At 69.0% G+C, this 16904-nt stretch carries 14 protein-coding genes; 6 read left to right on the forward strand and 8 right to left on the reverse strand.

Going from position 1 to position 16904, the window contains the following annotated elements; all coding sequences use genetic code 11:
* Genes trmFO through gluQRS form a run of 3 tightly spaced genes read left to right on the forward strand, consistent with a single transcriptional unit; the run spans position 1 to position 2448 of the window.
* Positions 1-1353 (forward strand): methylenetetrahydrofolate--tRNA-(uracil(54)-C(5))-methyltransferase (FADH(2)-oxidizing) TrmFO, encoded by a 1353-nt coding sequence (trmFO, locus tag PVT71_RS00005; protein ID WP_353472448.1) that lies wholly within the window; start codon positions 1-3, stop codon positions 1351-1353.
* Positions 1350-1571: a hypothetical protein gene (locus PVT71_RS00010; RefSeq protein ID WP_353472449.1), complete on the forward strand. Its 222-nt coding sequence runs from the start codon at positions 1350-1352 to the stop codon at positions 1569-1571. Before trmFO ends, PVT71_RS00010 begins: the two co-directional genes overlap by 4 nt.
* A gap of 1 nt (position 1572) precedes the next feature.
* Complete coding sequence (gene gluQRS, locus PVT71_RS00015) at positions 1573-2448, forward strand: tRNA glutamyl-Q(34) synthetase GluQRS (protein ID WP_353472450.1); 876 nt, start codon at positions 1573-1575, stop codon at positions 2446-2448.
* Between the two features lie 156 nt (positions 2449-2604).
* Here the strand turns inward: gluQRS and hisI are convergent, their stop codons facing one another.
* Positions 2605-2970 carry a phosphoribosyl-AMP cyclohydrolase gene (hisI, locus tag PVT71_RS00020; RefSeq protein ID WP_353472451.1) on the reverse strand — a complete coding sequence of 122 codons (366 nt, stop codon included), beginning with the start codon at positions 2968-2970 and terminating at the stop codon, positions 2605-2607.
* A gap of 69 nt (positions 2971-3039) precedes the next feature.
* Between hisI and PVT71_RS00025 the strand changes: the two genes are divergently transcribed.
* On the forward strand, positions 3040-3504 hold the full coding sequence (locus PVT71_RS00025; protein WP_353472452.1) for an iron-sulfur cluster assembly scaffold protein: 465 nt from the start codon (positions 3040-3042) through the stop codon (positions 3502-3504).
* A gap of 575 nt (positions 3505-4079) precedes the next feature.
* Here the strand turns inward: PVT71_RS00025 and recG are convergent.
* The 4 genes from recG to PVT71_RS00045 form a co-directional block, all read right to left on the reverse strand.
* A complete protein-coding gene (recG, locus tag PVT71_RS00030) occupies positions 4080-6170 on the reverse strand; it encodes an ATP-dependent DNA helicase RecG (RefSeq protein ID WP_353472453.1) in 2091 nt (696 codons plus the stop codon).
* Positions 6171-6177: 7 nt separating this feature from the next.
* On the reverse strand, positions 6178-8451 hold the full coding sequence (ligA, locus tag PVT71_RS00035) for an NAD-dependent DNA ligase LigA (protein ID WP_353472454.1): 2274 nt from the start codon (positions 8449-8451) through the stop codon (positions 6178-6180).
* 65 nt (positions 8452-8516) lie between these two features.
* Positions 8517-9224, reverse strand: a complete 708-nt coding sequence (gene ctrA / locus PVT71_RS00040) for a response regulator transcription factor CtrA (protein WP_194132860.1) — start codon at positions 9222-9224, stop codon at positions 8517-8519.
* A gap of 422 nt (positions 9225-9646) precedes the next feature.
* Entirely contained in the window at positions 9647-9931 is a 285-nt protein-coding gene (locus PVT71_RS00045) for a DUF1153 domain-containing protein (RefSeq protein WP_353472455.1), read from the reverse strand.
* Positions 9932-10157: 226 nt separating this feature from the next.
* Here PVT71_RS00045 and mnmA point away from each other — a divergent pair, with 226 nt between their 5' ends.
* Together mnmA and PVT71_RS00055 are read left to right on the forward strand one after the other, a co-directional pair.
* The gene (gene mnmA / locus PVT71_RS00050) at positions 10158-11300 is read left to right on the forward strand and encodes a tRNA 2-thiouridine(34) synthase MnmA (RefSeq protein WP_353472456.1); all 1143 of its coding nucleotides are present in this window, start codon (positions 10158-10160) and stop codon (positions 11298-11300) included.
* Positions 11301-11367: 67 nt separating this feature from the next.
* On the forward strand, positions 11368-11700 hold the full coding sequence (locus PVT71_RS00055; protein WP_353472457.1) for a DUF1992 domain-containing protein: 333 nt from the start codon (positions 11368-11370) through the stop codon (positions 11698-11700).
* A 3-nt stretch (positions 11701-11703) separates the two neighbouring features.
* Here the strand turns inward: PVT71_RS00055 and PVT71_RS00060 are convergent, their stop codons facing one another.
* The 3 genes from PVT71_RS00060 to PVT71_RS00070 all read right to left on the reverse strand — a co-directional run bounded on the left by PVT71_RS00060 (position 11704) and on the right by PVT71_RS00070 (position 16877).
* Positions 11704-13539 carry a bifunctional diguanylate cyclase/phosphodiesterase gene (locus PVT71_RS00060; RefSeq protein ID WP_353472458.1) on the reverse strand — a complete coding sequence of 612 codons (1836 nt, stop codon included), beginning with the start codon at positions 13537-13539 and terminating at the stop codon, positions 11704-11706.
* 191 nt (positions 13540-13730) lie between these two features.
* The gene (locus PVT71_RS00065) at positions 13731-15065 is read right to left on the reverse strand and encodes a sigma-54 dependent transcriptional regulator (RefSeq protein WP_066100488.1); all 1335 of its coding nucleotides are present in this window, start codon (positions 15063-15065) and stop codon (positions 13731-13733) included.
* 72 nt (positions 15066-15137) lie between these two features.
* A complete protein-coding gene (locus PVT71_RS00070) occupies positions 15138-16877 on the reverse strand; it encodes an ATP-binding protein (protein WP_353472459.1) in 1740 nt (579 codons plus the stop codon).
* Positions 16878-16904 lie beyond the last annotated feature (27 nt).

Consider the following 16904-nt stretch of genomic DNA (forward strand, 5'->3'; position numbering starts at 1 on the left):
ATGGACAAAACTCTTCATATCGTGGGCGGCGGCATGGCCGGTTCCGAGGCGGCCTGGCAGGCGGCGCGGCTGGGTGTCGACGTGGTGATCCACGAGATGCGGCCCAAGGTGGAAACCTTCGCCCATCGCACCGGCAACCTGGCCGAGATGGTCTGTTCCAACTCCTTCCGCTCGGATGACGACGAGCAGAACGCCGTGGGCCTCCTGCACTGGGAGATGCGCCAGGCGGGTTCGCTGATCATGACCACCGCCGACGAGCACCGCCTGCCCGCGGGCGGCGCGCTGGCGGTCGACCGCGATCCCTTCTCAGAGAGCGTCACCGCCAAGCTGATGGCCCTGCCCAACGTCTCGGTCAGCGGCGAGGAGATCACCGCGCTTCCCGACGAGGGGCACTGGATCTTCGCCACCGGCCCGCTGACCTCGGGCACGCTCGGCAAGGCGCTGCAGGACGAGACCGGCGCCGAGGCGCTGGCCTTCTTCGACGCCATCGCCCCGATCGTCTATTTCGACACGATCGACATGGACACGGCCTGGCTGCAGAGCCGCTACGACAAGGGCGAGACCGAGGAAGAGCAGAAGGCCTACATCAACTGCCCGATGGACAAGCCGCAGTACGAGGCCTTCATCGACGCGCTGCTCGCCGCCGAGAAGACCGAGTTCCACGAGGGCGAGACCGCGGGTTACTTCGACGGCTGCCTGCCGATCGAGGTCATGGCCGAGCGCGGCCGCGAGACGCTGCGCCACGGGCCGATGAAGCCGATCGGCCTCACCAACCCGCACAATCCCGAACAGAAGGCCTATGCCGTGGTGCAGCTGCGCCGCGACAATGCGCTTGGCACGCTCTACAACATCGTCGGCTTCCAGACGAAGATGAAATACGGCGCGCAGACTGAGGTCTTCCGCCGCATCCCGGGGCTGGAGAACGCCGGCTTCGCGCGTCTGGGGGGCATCCACCGCAACACCTTCCTCAACTCGCCGACGCTGCTCGATGCGCAGATGCGCCTGCGCTCGCGCCCGAACCTGCGCTTCGCCGGGCAGATCACCGGCGTCGAGGGCTATGTCGAGAGCGCCTCGATGGGGCTGGTCGCGGGCCGGCTCGCCGCCGCCGAGATACTCGGGACCGAGCTGCCGGCCGTGCCGCAGGACAGCGCCCATGGCGCGCTCATCCACCACATCACCGGCGGCGCCGAGGCCAAGACCTTCCAGCCGATGAACGTGAACTTCGGCCTGTTCCGCCCGCTCGACGGGCTGCGCGGCGGCCGCCGCGGCCGCAAGGACCGCTACAAGGGCTACACCGACCGCGCCAAGGAGGTGTGGCAGGAGTGGCTCGCGGCGCAGGAGGTGCCCGCGTGAACTATGTGCTCGCCCTGCTGCTGCCGCCGCTGTCGATCCTGCTGACCGGGCGGCCGATCCTCGGCATCCTCGTCTTCCTGATCTGGGTGCCGGCGGTCATCTTCTCGGGCGGGCTCACGCATCCGATGTTCATCCTGCTGGCCTGGGTGCTGATCTACCAGTCCGGCGAGGAGCGCCGCACCCGGCGCATCGAGAAGGCCTATCGCGGCAGGGACTGAGTTGCGTACGCGCTTTGCCCCTTCGCCCACCGGCCCGCTGCACCTTGGCCACGCCTACTCGGCGCTGCTGGCCGAGGGCATGGTGCGGGAGGCGCACGGCACCTTCCTGCTGCGCATCGAGGACATCGACAGCACCCGCTCGCGCCCGCAGTGGGAGGCGCAGATCCATGACGATTTGCGCTGGCTCGGCATTCGCTGGGACGAGGAACCGCTGCGCCAGTCGGACCGGCTGCCCGCCTACGAGGCGGCGCTCGACGGTCTCTGGGCCCGCGAGCTGATCTACCCCTGCACCTGCAGCCGCCGCGACATCTTGGCCGCCGCCTCGGCGCCGCAGGAGGGCGCGGAGCCCGCCTACGGCCCGGACGGGCTGGTCTATCCCGGCACCTGCCGCGACCTGCGCGCCCCCGGCTACGGGCGCGCGCCGCGCCCGCGGGGCGAAGCGCTGCGGCTGAACATGGCGCGGGCGCTGGAGATCGCCGGCACGGATCTGTGGTTCGAGGAGACCGGTGCGGGGCCCGCGGGCGACACCGGGCGCATCGCCCTCTCCCCCGAACAGCTGTTGCATCAGGTCGGCGACGTGGTGCTGTCGCGGCGGGACTTTCCCGGCTCCTATCACCTGTCGGTGGTGCTCGACGACGCGGCGCAGGAGATCAGCCACGTCGTGCGCGGCCGCGATCTCTTCGACGCGACGGCGATCCACGTGGTGCTGCAGCGGGTGATGGGCCTGCCCACGCCGGTCTACCACCACCACGCGCTGATCCGCGACGCGGAGGGCAAGCGCCTCGCCAAGCGCGACGACGCGCGGGCGATCGCCACCTACCGCGCCGAGGGCGCGACGCCGGGGGACATCCGGCGCATGGTCGGGCTCGCGGGCTGAAGGGCTCCGCCGCCTTTCAGGCAGAGAGGGGCTCCGCCGCAGGTCTTGAAGAGAGGGGCTCCGCCCCTCGGCGCTTCGCGCCTCACCCCGGAGTATTTTCCGAAAGATGAAGGCGCCTTGCTTTCATCTTTCCCCAAATACTCGCGGCGCTACGCCTCAGTCCTCGTGCATCGGTGCCATGATCTCGACTTCCTCGCCGCCGCGCAGGGCGGTGTAGAAGCAGCTTCGGCGGTTGGTGTGGCAGGCCGGGCCGGTCTGGCGCACGAGGGCCAGCAGGCAATCTCGGTCGCAATCGACGCGCAGCTCGACCAGCTCCTGCGCGTGGCCCGAGCTTTCGCCCTTGACCCAGAAGCTCTTCCGCGAGCGCGACCAGTAGGTGACGCGGCCGGTCTCGAGCGTGCGGGCCACCGACTCGGCGTTCATCCAGGCCATCATCAGCACCTCGCCCGTCGCCTCTTCCTGCGCGATGCAGGGGATCAGCCCATTGGCGTCGTAGACCAGGGTGGCGGGATCGAAGCTCATGGTGAATTTCCCTTTTGCAGCTGCCGGGCGCGCACCCTATCTATGGGGGGCGAGCCGAAAGGGAAAGCCATGTCCGCCACCACCTCCGCAGAAACCGACCTGATCAAGCTCTACTCCTCGCGCATCCTCGCGCTGGCGGCGGATATTCCCCGGACCGAGCGGCTGGAGCATCCCGATGCCACGGTGAAAAAGCGCTCGCCGCTCTGCGGCTCGACGGTGACCGTGGACCTGGTGCTGGAAGGCGGTCGGGTGAGCGACTTCGGTCAGGACGTGAAGGCCTGCGCGCTTGGCCAGGCGGCGGCCTCGGTGGTGGGCGGCGCGATCATCGGCTGCACCCCCGAGCAGCTGGCCGAGGCGCGCGACGCGCTGCGCGCCATGCTGAAGGAGGACGGTCCGACGCCGCCCGCGCCCTTCGACGGGCTCGAGGTGCTGCGCCCGGCGGCGGCCTACAGGAACCGCCACGCCTCGATCATGCTGGCGCTCGAGGCGGCGACCGAGGCGGCCGAGCAGATCGCCGCGGCGCGCAGCGCCTGAGCCGCCCCCTCCGGCGACAACCTCACCGGCTAAAAAAAACCGCCGCGCTCCGGGGATGGGAGGCGGCGGCAGTGGCGTGTCTTGTGGGCTCCGGAGGGGCCGCTGTGCGTATCCGGGGATCAGGCGACCCGGTGTCGGGGAAACAATGCGGCGCATCGGGACAGTGATGCGGCGGCGTCCGGAACAAGACCGCAGGCAGAATTCAGGGGTTCAGAGCAACGGCAGGTGCAGCGCGCCGACAAGGATCACGATCAGCGACACGGCCCCGATCAGGTCGGTGACCAATGCGGTGCTCGGGCGGCTCATGGTGGTGCGGATGGAGTCGATCATCTTGGCGTTCCCTCAATGCGTGCTGTTGGGCGGTGCGTTCTGGTGATGGGTGCGTTCTCTGCGCGTGTTCTTCTGTTGCCCTTTTGTTCTCATGCGATCCGATTCGAGTAAAGAACTTTTTAAGAACATTTGTGAACGGATGAGAACGTGGCGCGGGAACGCCCCTGCCCGGCGCGCGGAACCGCGCACCGGGATCATTTGAAAATGTCGCGATTTCAGTAGGTTGCCGACCGCGCGGCGCGGGGTCAGCCGACGCTGATCAGCCGGATCGCCTCGTCCTGCCGCATCAGCCAGAGCAGCAGCCGCGCCGCCTTGCCGCGATCGCTGGCAAGGTCCGGATCCTCGGCCAAAAGCCGCCGCGCGTCGCTCTGCGCCATGGCCATGAGACCGGCCTGGCTCTCGAGATCGGCGACCTTGAACCGTGGCAGGCCCGATTGCGCGGTGCCGATGAGATCGCCCGCGCCGCGCATCTGCAGGTCCACCTCGGAGATGCGGAAGCCGTCCTCGGTCTCGCGCAGGGTGGTCAGGCGCTTCATCCCGGTCTCGCCGAGCGGCGGCTGGTACATGAGCAGGCAGGTCGAGTCGGCCTCGCCGCGCCCGACACGGCCGCGCAGCTGGTGCAGCTGCGCGAGGCCGAAGATCTCGGCCCGCTCGATCACCATGATCGAGGCGTTGGGCACGTTCACCCCGACCTCGATCACCGTGGTGGCGACCAGCACCTTGGTCTCGCCCGAGACGAAGCGCGCCATGGCGGCATCCTTCTCGGCGGGCGGCAGCTGGCCATGCACCAGCCCCACCACGCCCTCGCCCAGCTCGGCGCGCAGGCGCTTGAAGCGCTCCTCGGCGGCGGTGAGGTCCGAGACCTCGCTCTCCTCGACCAGCGGGCAGACCCAGTAGGCCTGCCGGCCCTCGGCGACGGCCTTGCGCAGGTGCTCCACCACCTCGCCCATGCGCTCGGTCGACAGAAGCGCGGTGCGCACGGGTTTGCGCCCCGGCGGCTTCTCGTCGAGCACCGAGACGTCCATGTCGCCGTATTGCGCCAGCGCGAGGCTGCGCGGAATGGGCGTCGCGGTCATCACCAGCACGTCCGCCGCGGCTCCCTTGCGCCCCAGCTCGAGCCGCTGGCGCACGCCGAAGCGGTGCTGCTCGTCGACGATGGCAAGGCGCAGGTCCGCGAACTGCACATCCTCCTGGAAGACCGCGTGGGTGCCGACGAGGATGTGGATCTTGCCCTCCGCCAGCGCCGCGAGCTTGGCCCGGCGCTCGGTGCCCTTGTCACGACCGGTGAGCAGTTCCACCACCACCCCGGCGCTCTCGGCCAGCGGCTGCAGCCCCTCCATGTGCTGGCGGGCGAGGATCTCGGTCGGGGCCATCATCACGCCCTGCCCGCCGGCTTCGACGGCGACGAGCAGCGCCATGAAGGCGACCAGCGTCTTGCCCGCGCCGACGTCGCCCTGCAGCAGGCGGTTCATCCGGCTCTCGGCGGCCATGTCCTCGGCGATCTCGTCCATGGCGCGCAGCTGCGCGCCGGTGGGACGGTAGGGCAGCGCCGCGAGCACCCGGCGGCGCAGGTGGCCGTCGCCGATGGTGGGATGCCCCTTGCCGCGGCGGCGGTTGATCCGCGCGAGGCCGAGCGTCAGCTGGTGCGCCATCAGCTCGTCATAGGCGAGCCGGGCGCGGGCGGGGGCCGTGGGGGCAAGCGCCGCCATGCCGTCGGGCGCGTGGGCAGCTTCCAGCGCCGCGTGCCAGTCGGGCCAGCCCTCGCGCTCCTTGAGCGGGCCGTCGATCCATTCGCCGAGCTGCGGCGCGCGCGCCAGCGCGCCCGCCACGGCGCGGGCCATCAGCTTCTGCGTGACCCCGGCGGTGAGCGGGTAGACCGGCTCGAAGAGCGGCAGCGTGTCGGCCTCGTCGGGGGGCAGGATGTGGTCGGGGTGGACCATCTGCGCCATGCCGTCGAAGAACTCGACCTTGCCCGAGACGAGCCGGCGCGAGCCCTCGGGCAGCACCCGGGTCAGGTAATCGGCACGGCCGTGGAAGAACACCAGCTGGAAGGTGGTCTCGGCATCCTCGACCTGGATGCGGTAGGGCCGCCCCTTCACCGCGGGCTTCATGTGGCGCAGCACCTGCACCTCGACCGTTACCGTGCCCGGCAGGTCCGCCCCCTGCACCGAGGCGCGCGGGCGGCGGTCGATCACCGAATGCGGCAGGGTCATCAAGAGGTCACGCGGCGCGGCGACGTCCAGCGCCTCCATCGCCTGCGCGGTCTTGGGGCCGACGCCGTCCAGCGTCTTCAGCTCGGAAAAGAGTGGCCAGAGGGCCTCGGGGCGCTGGCTCATGCCCGGGTCACCCGCCGATCAGCGCGAGCCATTCATCCTCGTCCATCAGCCTGACACCCAGTTCCTTGGCCTTGGCCTCCTTGCTGCCCGCGCCGGGGCCCGCGACGACGATGTCGGTCTTCTTCGACACCGAGCCCGAAACCTTGGCCCCGAGCGCCTCGGCGCGCGTCTTGGCCTCGGCGCGGCTCATCTTCTCGAGCGTGCCGGTGAAGACCACGGTGAGCCCCGCCACGGGGCTGCCCGAGGTGACCGGGCGCTCGGCGTCCTGGATGTCGAGATGCGCGACCAGCCGGTCGACCGAGGCGCGCTCGGCCTCCTGGTGCAGCGAGGTGACGAGCGAGACCGCGACGATCGCGCCGATGCCGTCGATGCCGACGAGGTCATCCCAGGCGGCGCGCGCCTCGGGTGCGACCTTCGGCTCCTCGGCCCAGACCGCGTCCTGCGTCTCCTTGATGCGGGCGCGGCGTCCGGCGGAGGCGGCAAACTTGCGCTCCTCCTCGACGGCAGCCTCGGCCTTGCGGTAGCGCTCGACGGCCGGAACCGCCTGATCGACGGCACCGATCATCGCGTCCCAGCTGAGGTAGTGCTTCGCGAGATCCTTGGCGACCACCTCGCCGACATGGCGCATCCCGAGCGCGAAGATCACCCGGTTGAGCTCGATCCTGCGCTTCTCGTCGATGGCGTCGAAGAGGTTGCTAGCACTCTTGTCGCCCCAGCCCTCGCGGTTCTTCAGCTGCTGCATGCCCGAACCGTAGCGCGCCTTCAGCTCGAAGATGTCCGCCGGTTCCCGGATCCAGCCGTCGCGGTAGAACTGCTCGACCTGCTTGGCGCCGAGCCCCTCGATGTCGAAGGCGGCGCGCGAGACGAAATGCTTCAGCTTCTCCACCGCCTGCGCCGGGCAGACGAGCCCGCCGGTGCAGCGGCGCACGGCGTCGCCCTCCTCGCGGATCGCCTCGGAGCCGCATTCGGGACAGGTCGGGGGGAAGACGTAGGGCTGCGCGTCTTCGGGGCGCTTCGAAAGGTCCACGTCGGCCACTTTCGGGATCACGTCGCCGGCGCGGTAGACCTGCACCCAGTCACCGATGCGGAAATCCTTGGCATTGCCCTCGGCGTCGGGGCGGATCACCTCGCCCTTGGCGTCGCGCCCGGCGATGTAATCCTCGTTGTGCAGCGTGGCGTTCGACACGACGACGCCGCCCACGGTGACCGGGGTCAGCCGCGCGACGGGGCTCAGCGCGCCGGTGCGGCCCACCTGGATGTCGATCGCCTCGAGCCGGGTCCAGGCCAGCTCGGCCGGGAACTTGTGCGCGATCGCCCAGCGCGGCGTCGTCGAGCGGAAGCCGAGCCGCCCCTGCAGGGCAAGGTCGTTGACCTTGTAGACCACGCCGTCGATGTCATAGCCGAGCGTCGCGCGCTGCGCCTCGATGCCGCGGTAATTCGCGATCATCTCGCGCGGGCCGTCACAGACCTGCGTCAGCGGGTTGGTCTGGAAGCCCAGCGCGCGCAGGCGCTCGATCGAGCCGATCTGCGTGTCGGCCAGCGGCGCCGAGAGCTCGCCCCAGGCATAGGCGAAGAAGCGCAGCGGGCGGGCGCGGGTGATCTCGGCGTCGAGCTGGCGCAGCGACCCGGCGGCGGCGTTGCGCGGGTTGGCGAAGAGCTTGCCGCCGCGCGCCTCCTGCCGCTCGTTGAGCGCGGCGAAATCCTCGTGGCTCATGTAGACCTCGCCGCGCACCTCGAGCACCTCGGGCGCGCCCTCGAGGCGCTGCGGGATGTCGGCGATGGTGCAGGCGTTGGCGGTGACGTTCTCGCCCACGGCGCCGTCGCCGCGCGTGGCGGCCTGGACCAGCGCGCCCTTCTCGTAGCGCAGCGAGAGCGAGAGCCCGTCGATCTTCGGCTCGGCGGTATAGGCCAGCGCGGCGGTGTCGGAGAGGCCGAGGTAGCGGCGGATGCGGGCGTCGAACTCGTCGACCTCCTCGGGCTCGAAGGCATTGCCGAGCGAGAGCATCGCGACGGCATGGCGGACCTTGGAGAACCCGTCGGCCAGCGGCGCGCCGACCTGCTCGCTGGGGCTGTCTTCGCGCTTCAGCTCGGGAAAACGCTCTTCGATGTCGATGTTGCGGCGCTTCAGCGCGTCGTAGTCGGCGTCCGAGATCTCGGGCGCGTCCTCGGTATGGTAGGCGATGTTGGCCTGCGCGAGGATCCCGGCGAGCCGCGCAAGCTCGTCCCGTGCCTCTGCCTCGGTCAGTGCCTCTACCGGTTTTTCCGCCACATGCTGGGCCATTGCCGCATTCCTTGCTCACGCCTTTTGGCAGACGTGATAGGGCGCGCGGCGGGGCACGTCCAGAGTCAGGCGTTCACTGCCATCGCGCCAACCGGCGGCTCGGGATCGCGCAGCACGTAGCCGCGCCCCCAGACGGTCTCGATGTAATTCTCGTCCCCGGTGGCTTCCGAGAGCTTCTTGCGCAGCTTGCAGATGAAGACGTCGATGATCTTGAGCTCGGGTTCGTCCATGCCGCCGTAGAGGTGATTCAGGAACATCTCCTTGGTCAGGGTCGTCCCCTTGCGCAGCGAGAGCAGCTCGAGCATCTGGTATTCCTTGCCGGTCAGGTGCACCGGACGCTCGGCCACGGTCACCGTCTTGGCATCTAGGTTCACCGACACCTTGCCGGTGCGGATGATCGACTGCGAATGCCCCTTGGAGCGGCGGATGATCGCATGGATGCGCGCCACCAGCTCGTCGCGGTGGAAGGGCTTGGTCAGGTAGTCGTCGGCGCCGAAGCCGAAGCCCTTGATCTTGTTGTCGGTATCGTCGGCACCCGAGAGGATCAGGATCGGGGTGTTGATCCGGGCCATGCGCAGCTGGCGCAGCACCTCGTGCCCGTGGATGTCCGGCAGGTTCAGGTCCAGCAGGATCAGGTCGTAATCATAGAGCTTCGCCAGATCGATCCCCTCTTCGCCGAGATCGGTGGCATAGACGTTCAGGTTGGCATGGTTCAGCATCAGCTCGATGCTCTTCGACGTGGTCGGATCGTCTTCAACCAAAAGGATACGCATGGCCGTCTCCGCTAATCTCTACCCCTGCCCCGAGCCTGTCCGAATTTAGTTAATGGTTCTTTACTCCGGCAGAGTTCAGTTTCCGTCAGAGTAGCCCCTCAATGCGTTTCCGAAGGGCTCTCAAAAGGATAGGTCGTCAATTTTTCCTGCTTTTGACCGACGGTTTTCCATTCCGGTTGCCCGGCCCGGAAATTCGCGGCCTTCCCCGTTCCAAACCCCGCATTCAAGGAAAATTTTAGCAACTACAAGCCGTTCGTACCGTCACCCGCCGGTTCATTCCGCCCGTCTCGGGCCCTTTCCGACTCACCGAAGGCACCCCGGATTCCGCTCCGGCCGTTTTCCCGGACCCTGCCCGGAATTCCGGCAATATTTCGGGAAAACTTTCCGATCGGGATTCCTTTCGGGGTCCCGCGGCATTCCTTTCAGGCGCCGCTTTCTCGGAAACGCTGCACCAGCGTGGCCTTCAGCGCCTCTTCCCCGTGGCTGGAGACGGCGTTCATCCATTCGGCGAGCTCCTCGGAGCTCAGCGCGTAGCGCTCCATCGCCTGCTGCTCGGTCAGCAGCCCGTGGCGCACCGCACGGACCACCGCCGCCTTGCGCGAGGCGACCCATCGCCGGGTTTCCGCCGCCGGAAGATCGGCCCGGGTCATGATCGAGCCGTCAGGCAGCGTCACCGCGCGCGGACCATCGATCTTCTTCAGGTACATCGTCTTCGTCCTGTGTGGCCCTTCCCTACGCCCGGCGATCCGGCCTGCCATGCCGCCGGCGCACCCGACGGCCATGGCCATCCGCACCGACCGCACCGCGCCGCCCGACACGGCCCAGCTATGGGGGTGACGCATACTGGCCTTGCGTGATTTAACGCTGTCTAAAACCCGCCCTTGTTAGTAAGACGCATTTTCCTATATTCCCCCGGACTCCCGGAGATTGACGATGGCCCTCGATACCCAGACCCTGAACTCGCTTGGCTTTGCGAAGTCCCCCGCCGAGACGCGGGTGGTCGTTGCCATGTCCGGCGGCGTGGACAGCTCCGTCGTCGCCGCCATGCTGGCCGAGGAAGGCTATGACGTGGTCGGCGTGACGCTGCAGCTCTACGACCACGGCGCGGCGCTCGCCAAGAAGGGGGCCTGCTGCGCCGGCGTCGACATCCACGATGCCCGCCGCGTGGCCGAGCAGATGGGCTTCCCCCACTACGTGCTCGACTACGAGAACATCTTCAAGGACGCGGTGATCGACGAGTTCGCCGAGAGCTACCTTGGCGGCGCCACCCCGGTGCCCTGCATCCGCTGCAACGAGCGGGTGAAGTTCAAGGACCTGCTCGAGACCGCCAAGGACCTCGACGCCGACTGCATGGCCACCGGCCACTACATCCAGCGCATGCTGGGCGACGAGGGTCCCGAGCTGCACTCGGCCGCCGATGCGAACCGTGACCAGAGCTACTTCCTCTTCTCGACCACCCCCGAGCAGCTCTCGTACCTGCGCTTCCCGCTCGGCCACCTGAAGAGCAAGGCCGAGACCCGCGCGCTCGCGGCCAAGTACGGGCTCTCGGTCGCCGACAAGCCCGACAGCCAGGACATCTGCTTCGTGCCCGACGGCAACTATGCCTCGGTGATCGAGAAGCTGCGCCCCGGCGCGGCCGAGCCGGGCGAGATCGTCCATGCCGACGGGCGCAGGCTCGGCACCCACAAGGGCGTCATCCACTACACCATCGGCCAGCGCCGCGGCCTCGGCATCGGCGGGCTCGACGAGCCGCTCTACGTGGTGAAGCTCGACGTCGACGCCAAGCAGGTGGTGGTCGGCCCGAAGGAGATGCTGGCGACCCGCGTCATCCCCGTGCGCGAGATCAACTGGCTGGGCGACGAGCCCTTCACCAGCCGCGAGGAATGGCATCTCAAGGTCAAGGTCCGCTCGACCCGCCCGCCGCGCGAGGCGATCATCCGCCCGCTCAGCGACACCACCGCCGAGGTCGAGCTGCTGACCCCGGAGGAAGGCGTCAGCCCCGGACAGGCCTGCGTGTTCTACGCCCCCGAGGGCAGCCGCATCTTCGGCGGCGGCTGGATCTGGCGCGGCTACTGATCGCCGCACCCCTCTTGCCGCCACCCGCACGACGGCCCATCCTTTCCGCGAAAGGGTGGGCCTTGTCATGTCGTGGTTGAGCCGTCTCACGGAACGCCGGATCCTGAAATCGCTGGCCGAGGGCAGGCTGCAGGGGCTCGAGGGCGAGGGCCGGCCCCTGCCTGACCGCAGCGGCGAGGCGCATCTCGACCCCGGCGAGGCGATGGGATTCCGCATCATGGCAGAGGCGGGCGCGCTGCCCGAGGAGATCACGCTCCGCAAGCAGGTGGCAGCGCAGCAGGAGGTCCTTGCCGGGCTGACCGACCCCTTGGAGCGCAAAGGGGCCATGGCCAGGCTTGCCGAGCTGCAGATGAGGCAGTCCATGGCCGAGGAGGCCCGACGCCGTTTCCTGCGCGACTAGGCGCTAGGCCTGCGGCGGCGCCTCCTGCCCTGGCGTGGCACAGCCGGGATAGACCTGCGGCGCATGGGCCAGCGCCTCGGCAGCGAGCGGCGCCGACAGCAGGTGGCCCTGCCCGGCGGCGCATCCCATCGCCTGCAGGTAGCGCAGCTGCCCCGGTGTCTCGATCCCCTCGGCCACGACGCGGAAGCCGAAGCGGCGCGCCATGCCGAGGATCGCCTCGACCACGGCGCGGTCGCGCGGGCGCGCGCTCAGCCCCTGCACGAACTGGCGGTCGATCTTGAGCATGTCGATCGGCCATTTGCCGAGGTGGCGCAGGCTGCCATAGCCGGTGCCGAAATCGTCGAGGGCGATTCTCGCCCCGCGGTTGCGCAAATCGCGCAGCGTCTCGAAGACGCGCCCCCCCGCCTCGCCGAGCATGACCGTCTCGGGCACCTCGATCACCATCGCCGCCCAGGGCAGGTCCAGCTCCGCGAGCCGGTCCGCGAGATCGGCGGCGAAGGCGCGGTTGCGCAGGTCGAAGCCGGTCACGTTGAGCCCGATGCGCAGCGGCGCGCCATCCGCGGCGGTGCGCACCGGCAGCCCGTGCAGCACCTCGGTGGCCTGCAGGATCATGCTGCGGGTCAGCTGCTCGGCCAGCACCGCGTTCTCGAAGATCGGGCGGAAGAGCTCGGGGCCCATCTCGTGCCCGGCCGAGCCCTGCCAGCGCGCCAGCACCTCGTAGCCGGTGCAGGCCCCGGTGGCGAGATCGACGACCGGCTGGAACACCGGCCTGATCTGCCCGTCCGCGAGCGCCCCCGAGAAATTGCGCATCAGCTCGCGCAGGCCGAAGCGCAGGTGCCGGTGCGGGTCGAAGATGACCTGCGTCCCGCGCCCCGATTCCTTGGCCGCGTAGAGCGCGGTGTCCGCCAGCTCGAAAAGCGCATCGTAGCTCTCGCTGTGGCGCGGGAAGATCGCGGCCCCCATGCTCACGCTGCCGAGCGCGGGCTTGCCCATGGTCTCGCCCAGCCGGGCGAGCGCGGCGCGGCTGGCCCCCATGAACTCGACCAGCGCCGGCTCCGCCTCGGCCGGCAGGCGCAGCAGCAGCGCGAACTCGTCGCCGCCGATCCGCCCGAGCCGGGTGTCATCCGGCAGGCTGCCGCGCAGCGCCCCGGCCACGGCGCGCAGGTAGACGTCGCCGAACTGGTGCCCGTGCAGGTCGTTGATCTGCTTGAAGTGGTCCACGTCCACCAGCACGAGCGCATAGGGCTCGTGGCGCAACTCCAGCGCCGCGCGGGCGCTTTCCCGGAAGGACTCGGCGTTCTCGAGCCCGGTGAGCGCATCCCGCTGGGTCTGCTCCTGCAGCCGCGCCGCGTGCCGCCCGAGCACCGCCATGTCCTGCGCCATGGCAAGCTTGGCCCGCCGCTCGGCCAGCAGCGCCTCGAGCATCGCGATGAAATGCCGGGACATGCGCTGGGCGGCATGGGGCTCGGGCCCTGCGACATCAAAGCCCAGCACGATCGCCCCAAGGCGCCGCCCGCAGGTGCCGCCGATGCGCAGGGCAAGGAAATGATAGGGCGCGCCCATCACCTCGCGGTCGATGAAGCGCGGCCGTCCGGGCGCGGCGGTCTCCTCGGGCAGCGCGTCCATGAGGCCTCGCAGCGTGTCGGCAAGCGCGCCCTCGAGCGGTGCCGCCATGCGCACCGCGCGCGGCCCCACGACCTCGGGCGGCAGGTCTATGAGACAGGCGACCGCGCCGGTCAGCGGCAGCGCCGCCGCGCCGATCCGGTCCAGCAGCGCGTCGAGTTCCGAAACGGGGTAACCTGCACGCTCGAAGTCGTCCTGATCCGGCAGGTCACTCATCATCCAGGTGTCCCCCTTGGCCCGCGCAAAAACCACCAAACAAGACCTGACGCCGGACCCCAGGGGTCACCCGGCAGAAAAAAGGACCGGCCGGGCGACTGCCCCGCCGGTCCCTCCAGAATTTGAAGAAACCGTTAAGATACGGTTAAGGACCTTTGCGCCTGGCGAAATTCTTCCGCCCCGCGCCGCGGTCAGAGGTAGTCCGAGCGCTGCAGCCCGTACTTGGCCATCTTCTCGTTCAGCGTCCGGCGCGGCAGGCAGAGCTCGTCCATCACCGACGAGATCGAGCCCTTGTGACGGCGCATGGTGTTGTCGATGAGCATGCGTTCGAAGGCTTCGACATATTCCTTCAGCGGCTTGCCCTCGGTGGTCATCACCGGCTGCATGTCCTCGTGGTCGTTCATCAGCAGCGAGGCGATGGTGCCCGTGCCGCGGCGCGACTGCAGCACCGCGCGCTCGGCGAGGTTGATGAGCTGGCGCACGTTCCCCGGCCAGGGCGCCTGCAGCAGCTGCGCCGCCTCCTGCGCCGAGACCTGCGGCGCGTCGCAGCCATACTCGTCCGAGAACTGCTCGGAGAAGCGGGTGAAGAGCGTCAGGATGTCCTCGCCGCGCTGGCGCAGCGGCGGCACGGTGATCTTCAGCGCCGCGAGGCGGTAGTAGAGATCGGGGCGCAGCGCGGTCTCGCAGGTGCGGCCCTCGTCCTGCAGGTTGCAGATCGCGACGATGCGGGTCTCGGGCGGGGTGCCCTGGTCGTTGATCACCGACAGCAGCCGCGCCTGCGAGGCGTCCGACAGGCTCTCGATGTCCTCGAGCACAAGCGTGCCGCCGCGGGCTTCCTCGATCGCCGGCAGGCGCGTGTCCTCGGGCTGCATCGGGCCGAAGAGGCGGCGCATCAGCGCGTCCTCGTCCATCGCCGCGCAGGAGATCAGCACGAACTTCTTGCCGGCGCGCGACCCCACCGCGTGCAGCGCGTGGGCGATCAGCGTCTTGCCGGTGCCGGTCTCGCCGTCGATCAGCACGTGGCCGTCGGCCTGGCCGAGGTCGAGCACGTCCTCGCGCAGCCGCTCCATGGCGGGGCTCTGGCCGATGAGCTTGCTCATCAACTGGCCGCCGTCGGAAAGCTCGCGCCGCAGCACGCGGTTGTCGAGCGTCAGGCGGCGGGCGTTGGTGGCCTTCTTGGCCAGCTCGGACATGCGGTCGGGGTTGAACGGCTTCTCGAGGAAGTCGTAGGCGCCGATGCGCATCGCCTCGACGGCCATCGGCACGTCGCCGTGACCGGTGATCATGATCACCGGCAGCGCGCTGTCGTTGCCCATGAGCTTGCGCAGCAGCTGGATCCCGTCCATGCCGGGCATCCGGATGTCCGAGATCACGATCCCCGGGTAATCCGCGCCGACGGCGCCAAGCGCCTCTTCGGCGCTGGAATAGGTTTCGGTGTCATAGCCAGACAGGGCCAGCCACTGGCTGATCGACTGGCGCATGTCCTTCTCATCGTCGACGATGGCGATCTTCATGGCTTTGGTCATTCGGTCTGGTCGCCTTTTGTTGTGGTCTTCTCTCGCGATCTGCGCGGTGTCGTACTCGTCATGGCTTGCGGCTCACTCGGCCGCCGCGGGGCTCTGGTTCAAGATAGGCAATTGCATCTCGAAAACAGCCCCCCCATCCGTACCATTGCGCGCCGAGAGCCTTCCGCCGAGGTCCGTGACGATCCCCGAGGAGATCGCAAGGCCAAGGCCGGTGCCGTCGCCGGGCTGCTTGGTGGTGTAGAAGGGCTCGAACAGCGCATCGAGATCCTCGATCCCGTGGCCGTTGTCGCGCACGCTGAGCGTGGCGGTCTCGCCGCTGGCGAGGATGATCTCGATCTCGGGGTTCACCACCGACTTGGTGGCGTCGATGGCGTTGCGCAACAGGTTCACGAGCACCTGCTCGATGCGCATCCGGTCGCCCATCACCATCACCGGCAGGTCGGGCAGGATCTTCGAGATGCGCACCCGCCGCGCCTTGAGCTGCGGCTCCATCATCGACAGCGACGAGGCCAGCGCCTCGGCCATGTCGACGGGCACGAAATTCGCCTGCCCCTTGCGGGCGTAGCTCTTGAGCTGGCGGGTGATCGCCCCCATCCGCTCGATCAGGTCGTCGATGCGGGAAAAGGCGGTCAGCGCCTCCTCGGGGCGGTTGCGCTTGAGCAGCAGCCGCGCCCCGGCAAGGTAGGTCTTCATCGCCGCCAGCGGCTGGTTCAGCTCGTGGCTGACGGCGGCGGACATCTCGCCGAGGGCGGCCAGCTTCGAGCTCTGCTCGAGCGTCTGCTCGGCGCTGGCGAGGTCCTTCTGCACCTTCTCGCGCTCGGCGATCTCGCGCTGCAGCCGGGCGTTCAGCGCGCGCAGCTCGACGCTCTCGCGCTGGAACAGCGCCATGCGCAGCGCGGTCTTGCGCGACAGGGCGTAGAAGGCCAGCGCGGTCAGCAGCGCGAAGGCCATGATCTCGAGCGCCAGCACCGCGTTCACCTTCTCGCGCACCGAGGCATAGGTGGTGAAGGTCGCCATGGTCCAGCCGCGGAACGGGATCCGCCCGTCGATGCGCATCACCGCCTCGCCGCGCAGGTAGGCGTCGGCGGGCAGCGCGGTCCAGTCGGCGGTGGCCTTGATGGCGCGCTCGATGGCGTTCTCGGCGGGCTGCTTGGCCAGCGCCTCGTCCATGGTCAGCCCGCGCCAGCGCGGCTCGGTGGCAAGGATGATCCGGCCCTCGGAATCGAGCACCGCCACGGCGTCGGTGATCCCGGCCCAGGCGCGCTCGAACTTGGCGAGGTCGACCTCGACCATGATCACGCCGATCGAGGAGTTCTGGTTCTCCATCCGGCGCGAGTAGGTGAAGGAATAGCCCCCCGCCTCGCGCTCCTGCACGGTGAAGACCGTGGTGTTGGCGCGCAGCGCGTCGATGTAATAGGCCTCGCCGCGGTGGTTCGACCCGAGCCGGTTGCGGTCGGTTGCCGCCACGGTGCGCCCGTCGCGGTCGAGCAGCATCAGCGAGGCTGCCCCGATCTCGTCGACGTAGGAGATCAGCCGCTGCGTCGACTGGCTGAAGTCGCCGGAATTCAGCGCCCCGATCAGCGCCGGGTCGCGCGCCAGCAGCTGCGGCACGATGGCGTTGCGGCGCAGCTCGGAGAGGATGTTGCCGGAGTAGAGCGCAAGCCGCAGCTCGGCGCGGTTGCGCGTCGAGGCGGTGGAGCGGTCGGTCAGCAGGACGTTGGTGATCCAGACCGTGCTGACCGCGAGCACCAGAAGAATGATAAGCGCCGCCCGCACCCGCCAGCTCAGCGGGCCCGAACGCCTTCTGTCCATCTTGTCACTCGTGGTCTCCGACATGGC

Origin of the sequence: Salipiger sp. H15 (assembly GCF_040409955.1) — a bacterium.
Classification (GTDB): domain Bacteria; phylum Pseudomonadota; class Alphaproteobacteria; order Rhodobacterales; family Rhodobacteraceae; genus Salipiger.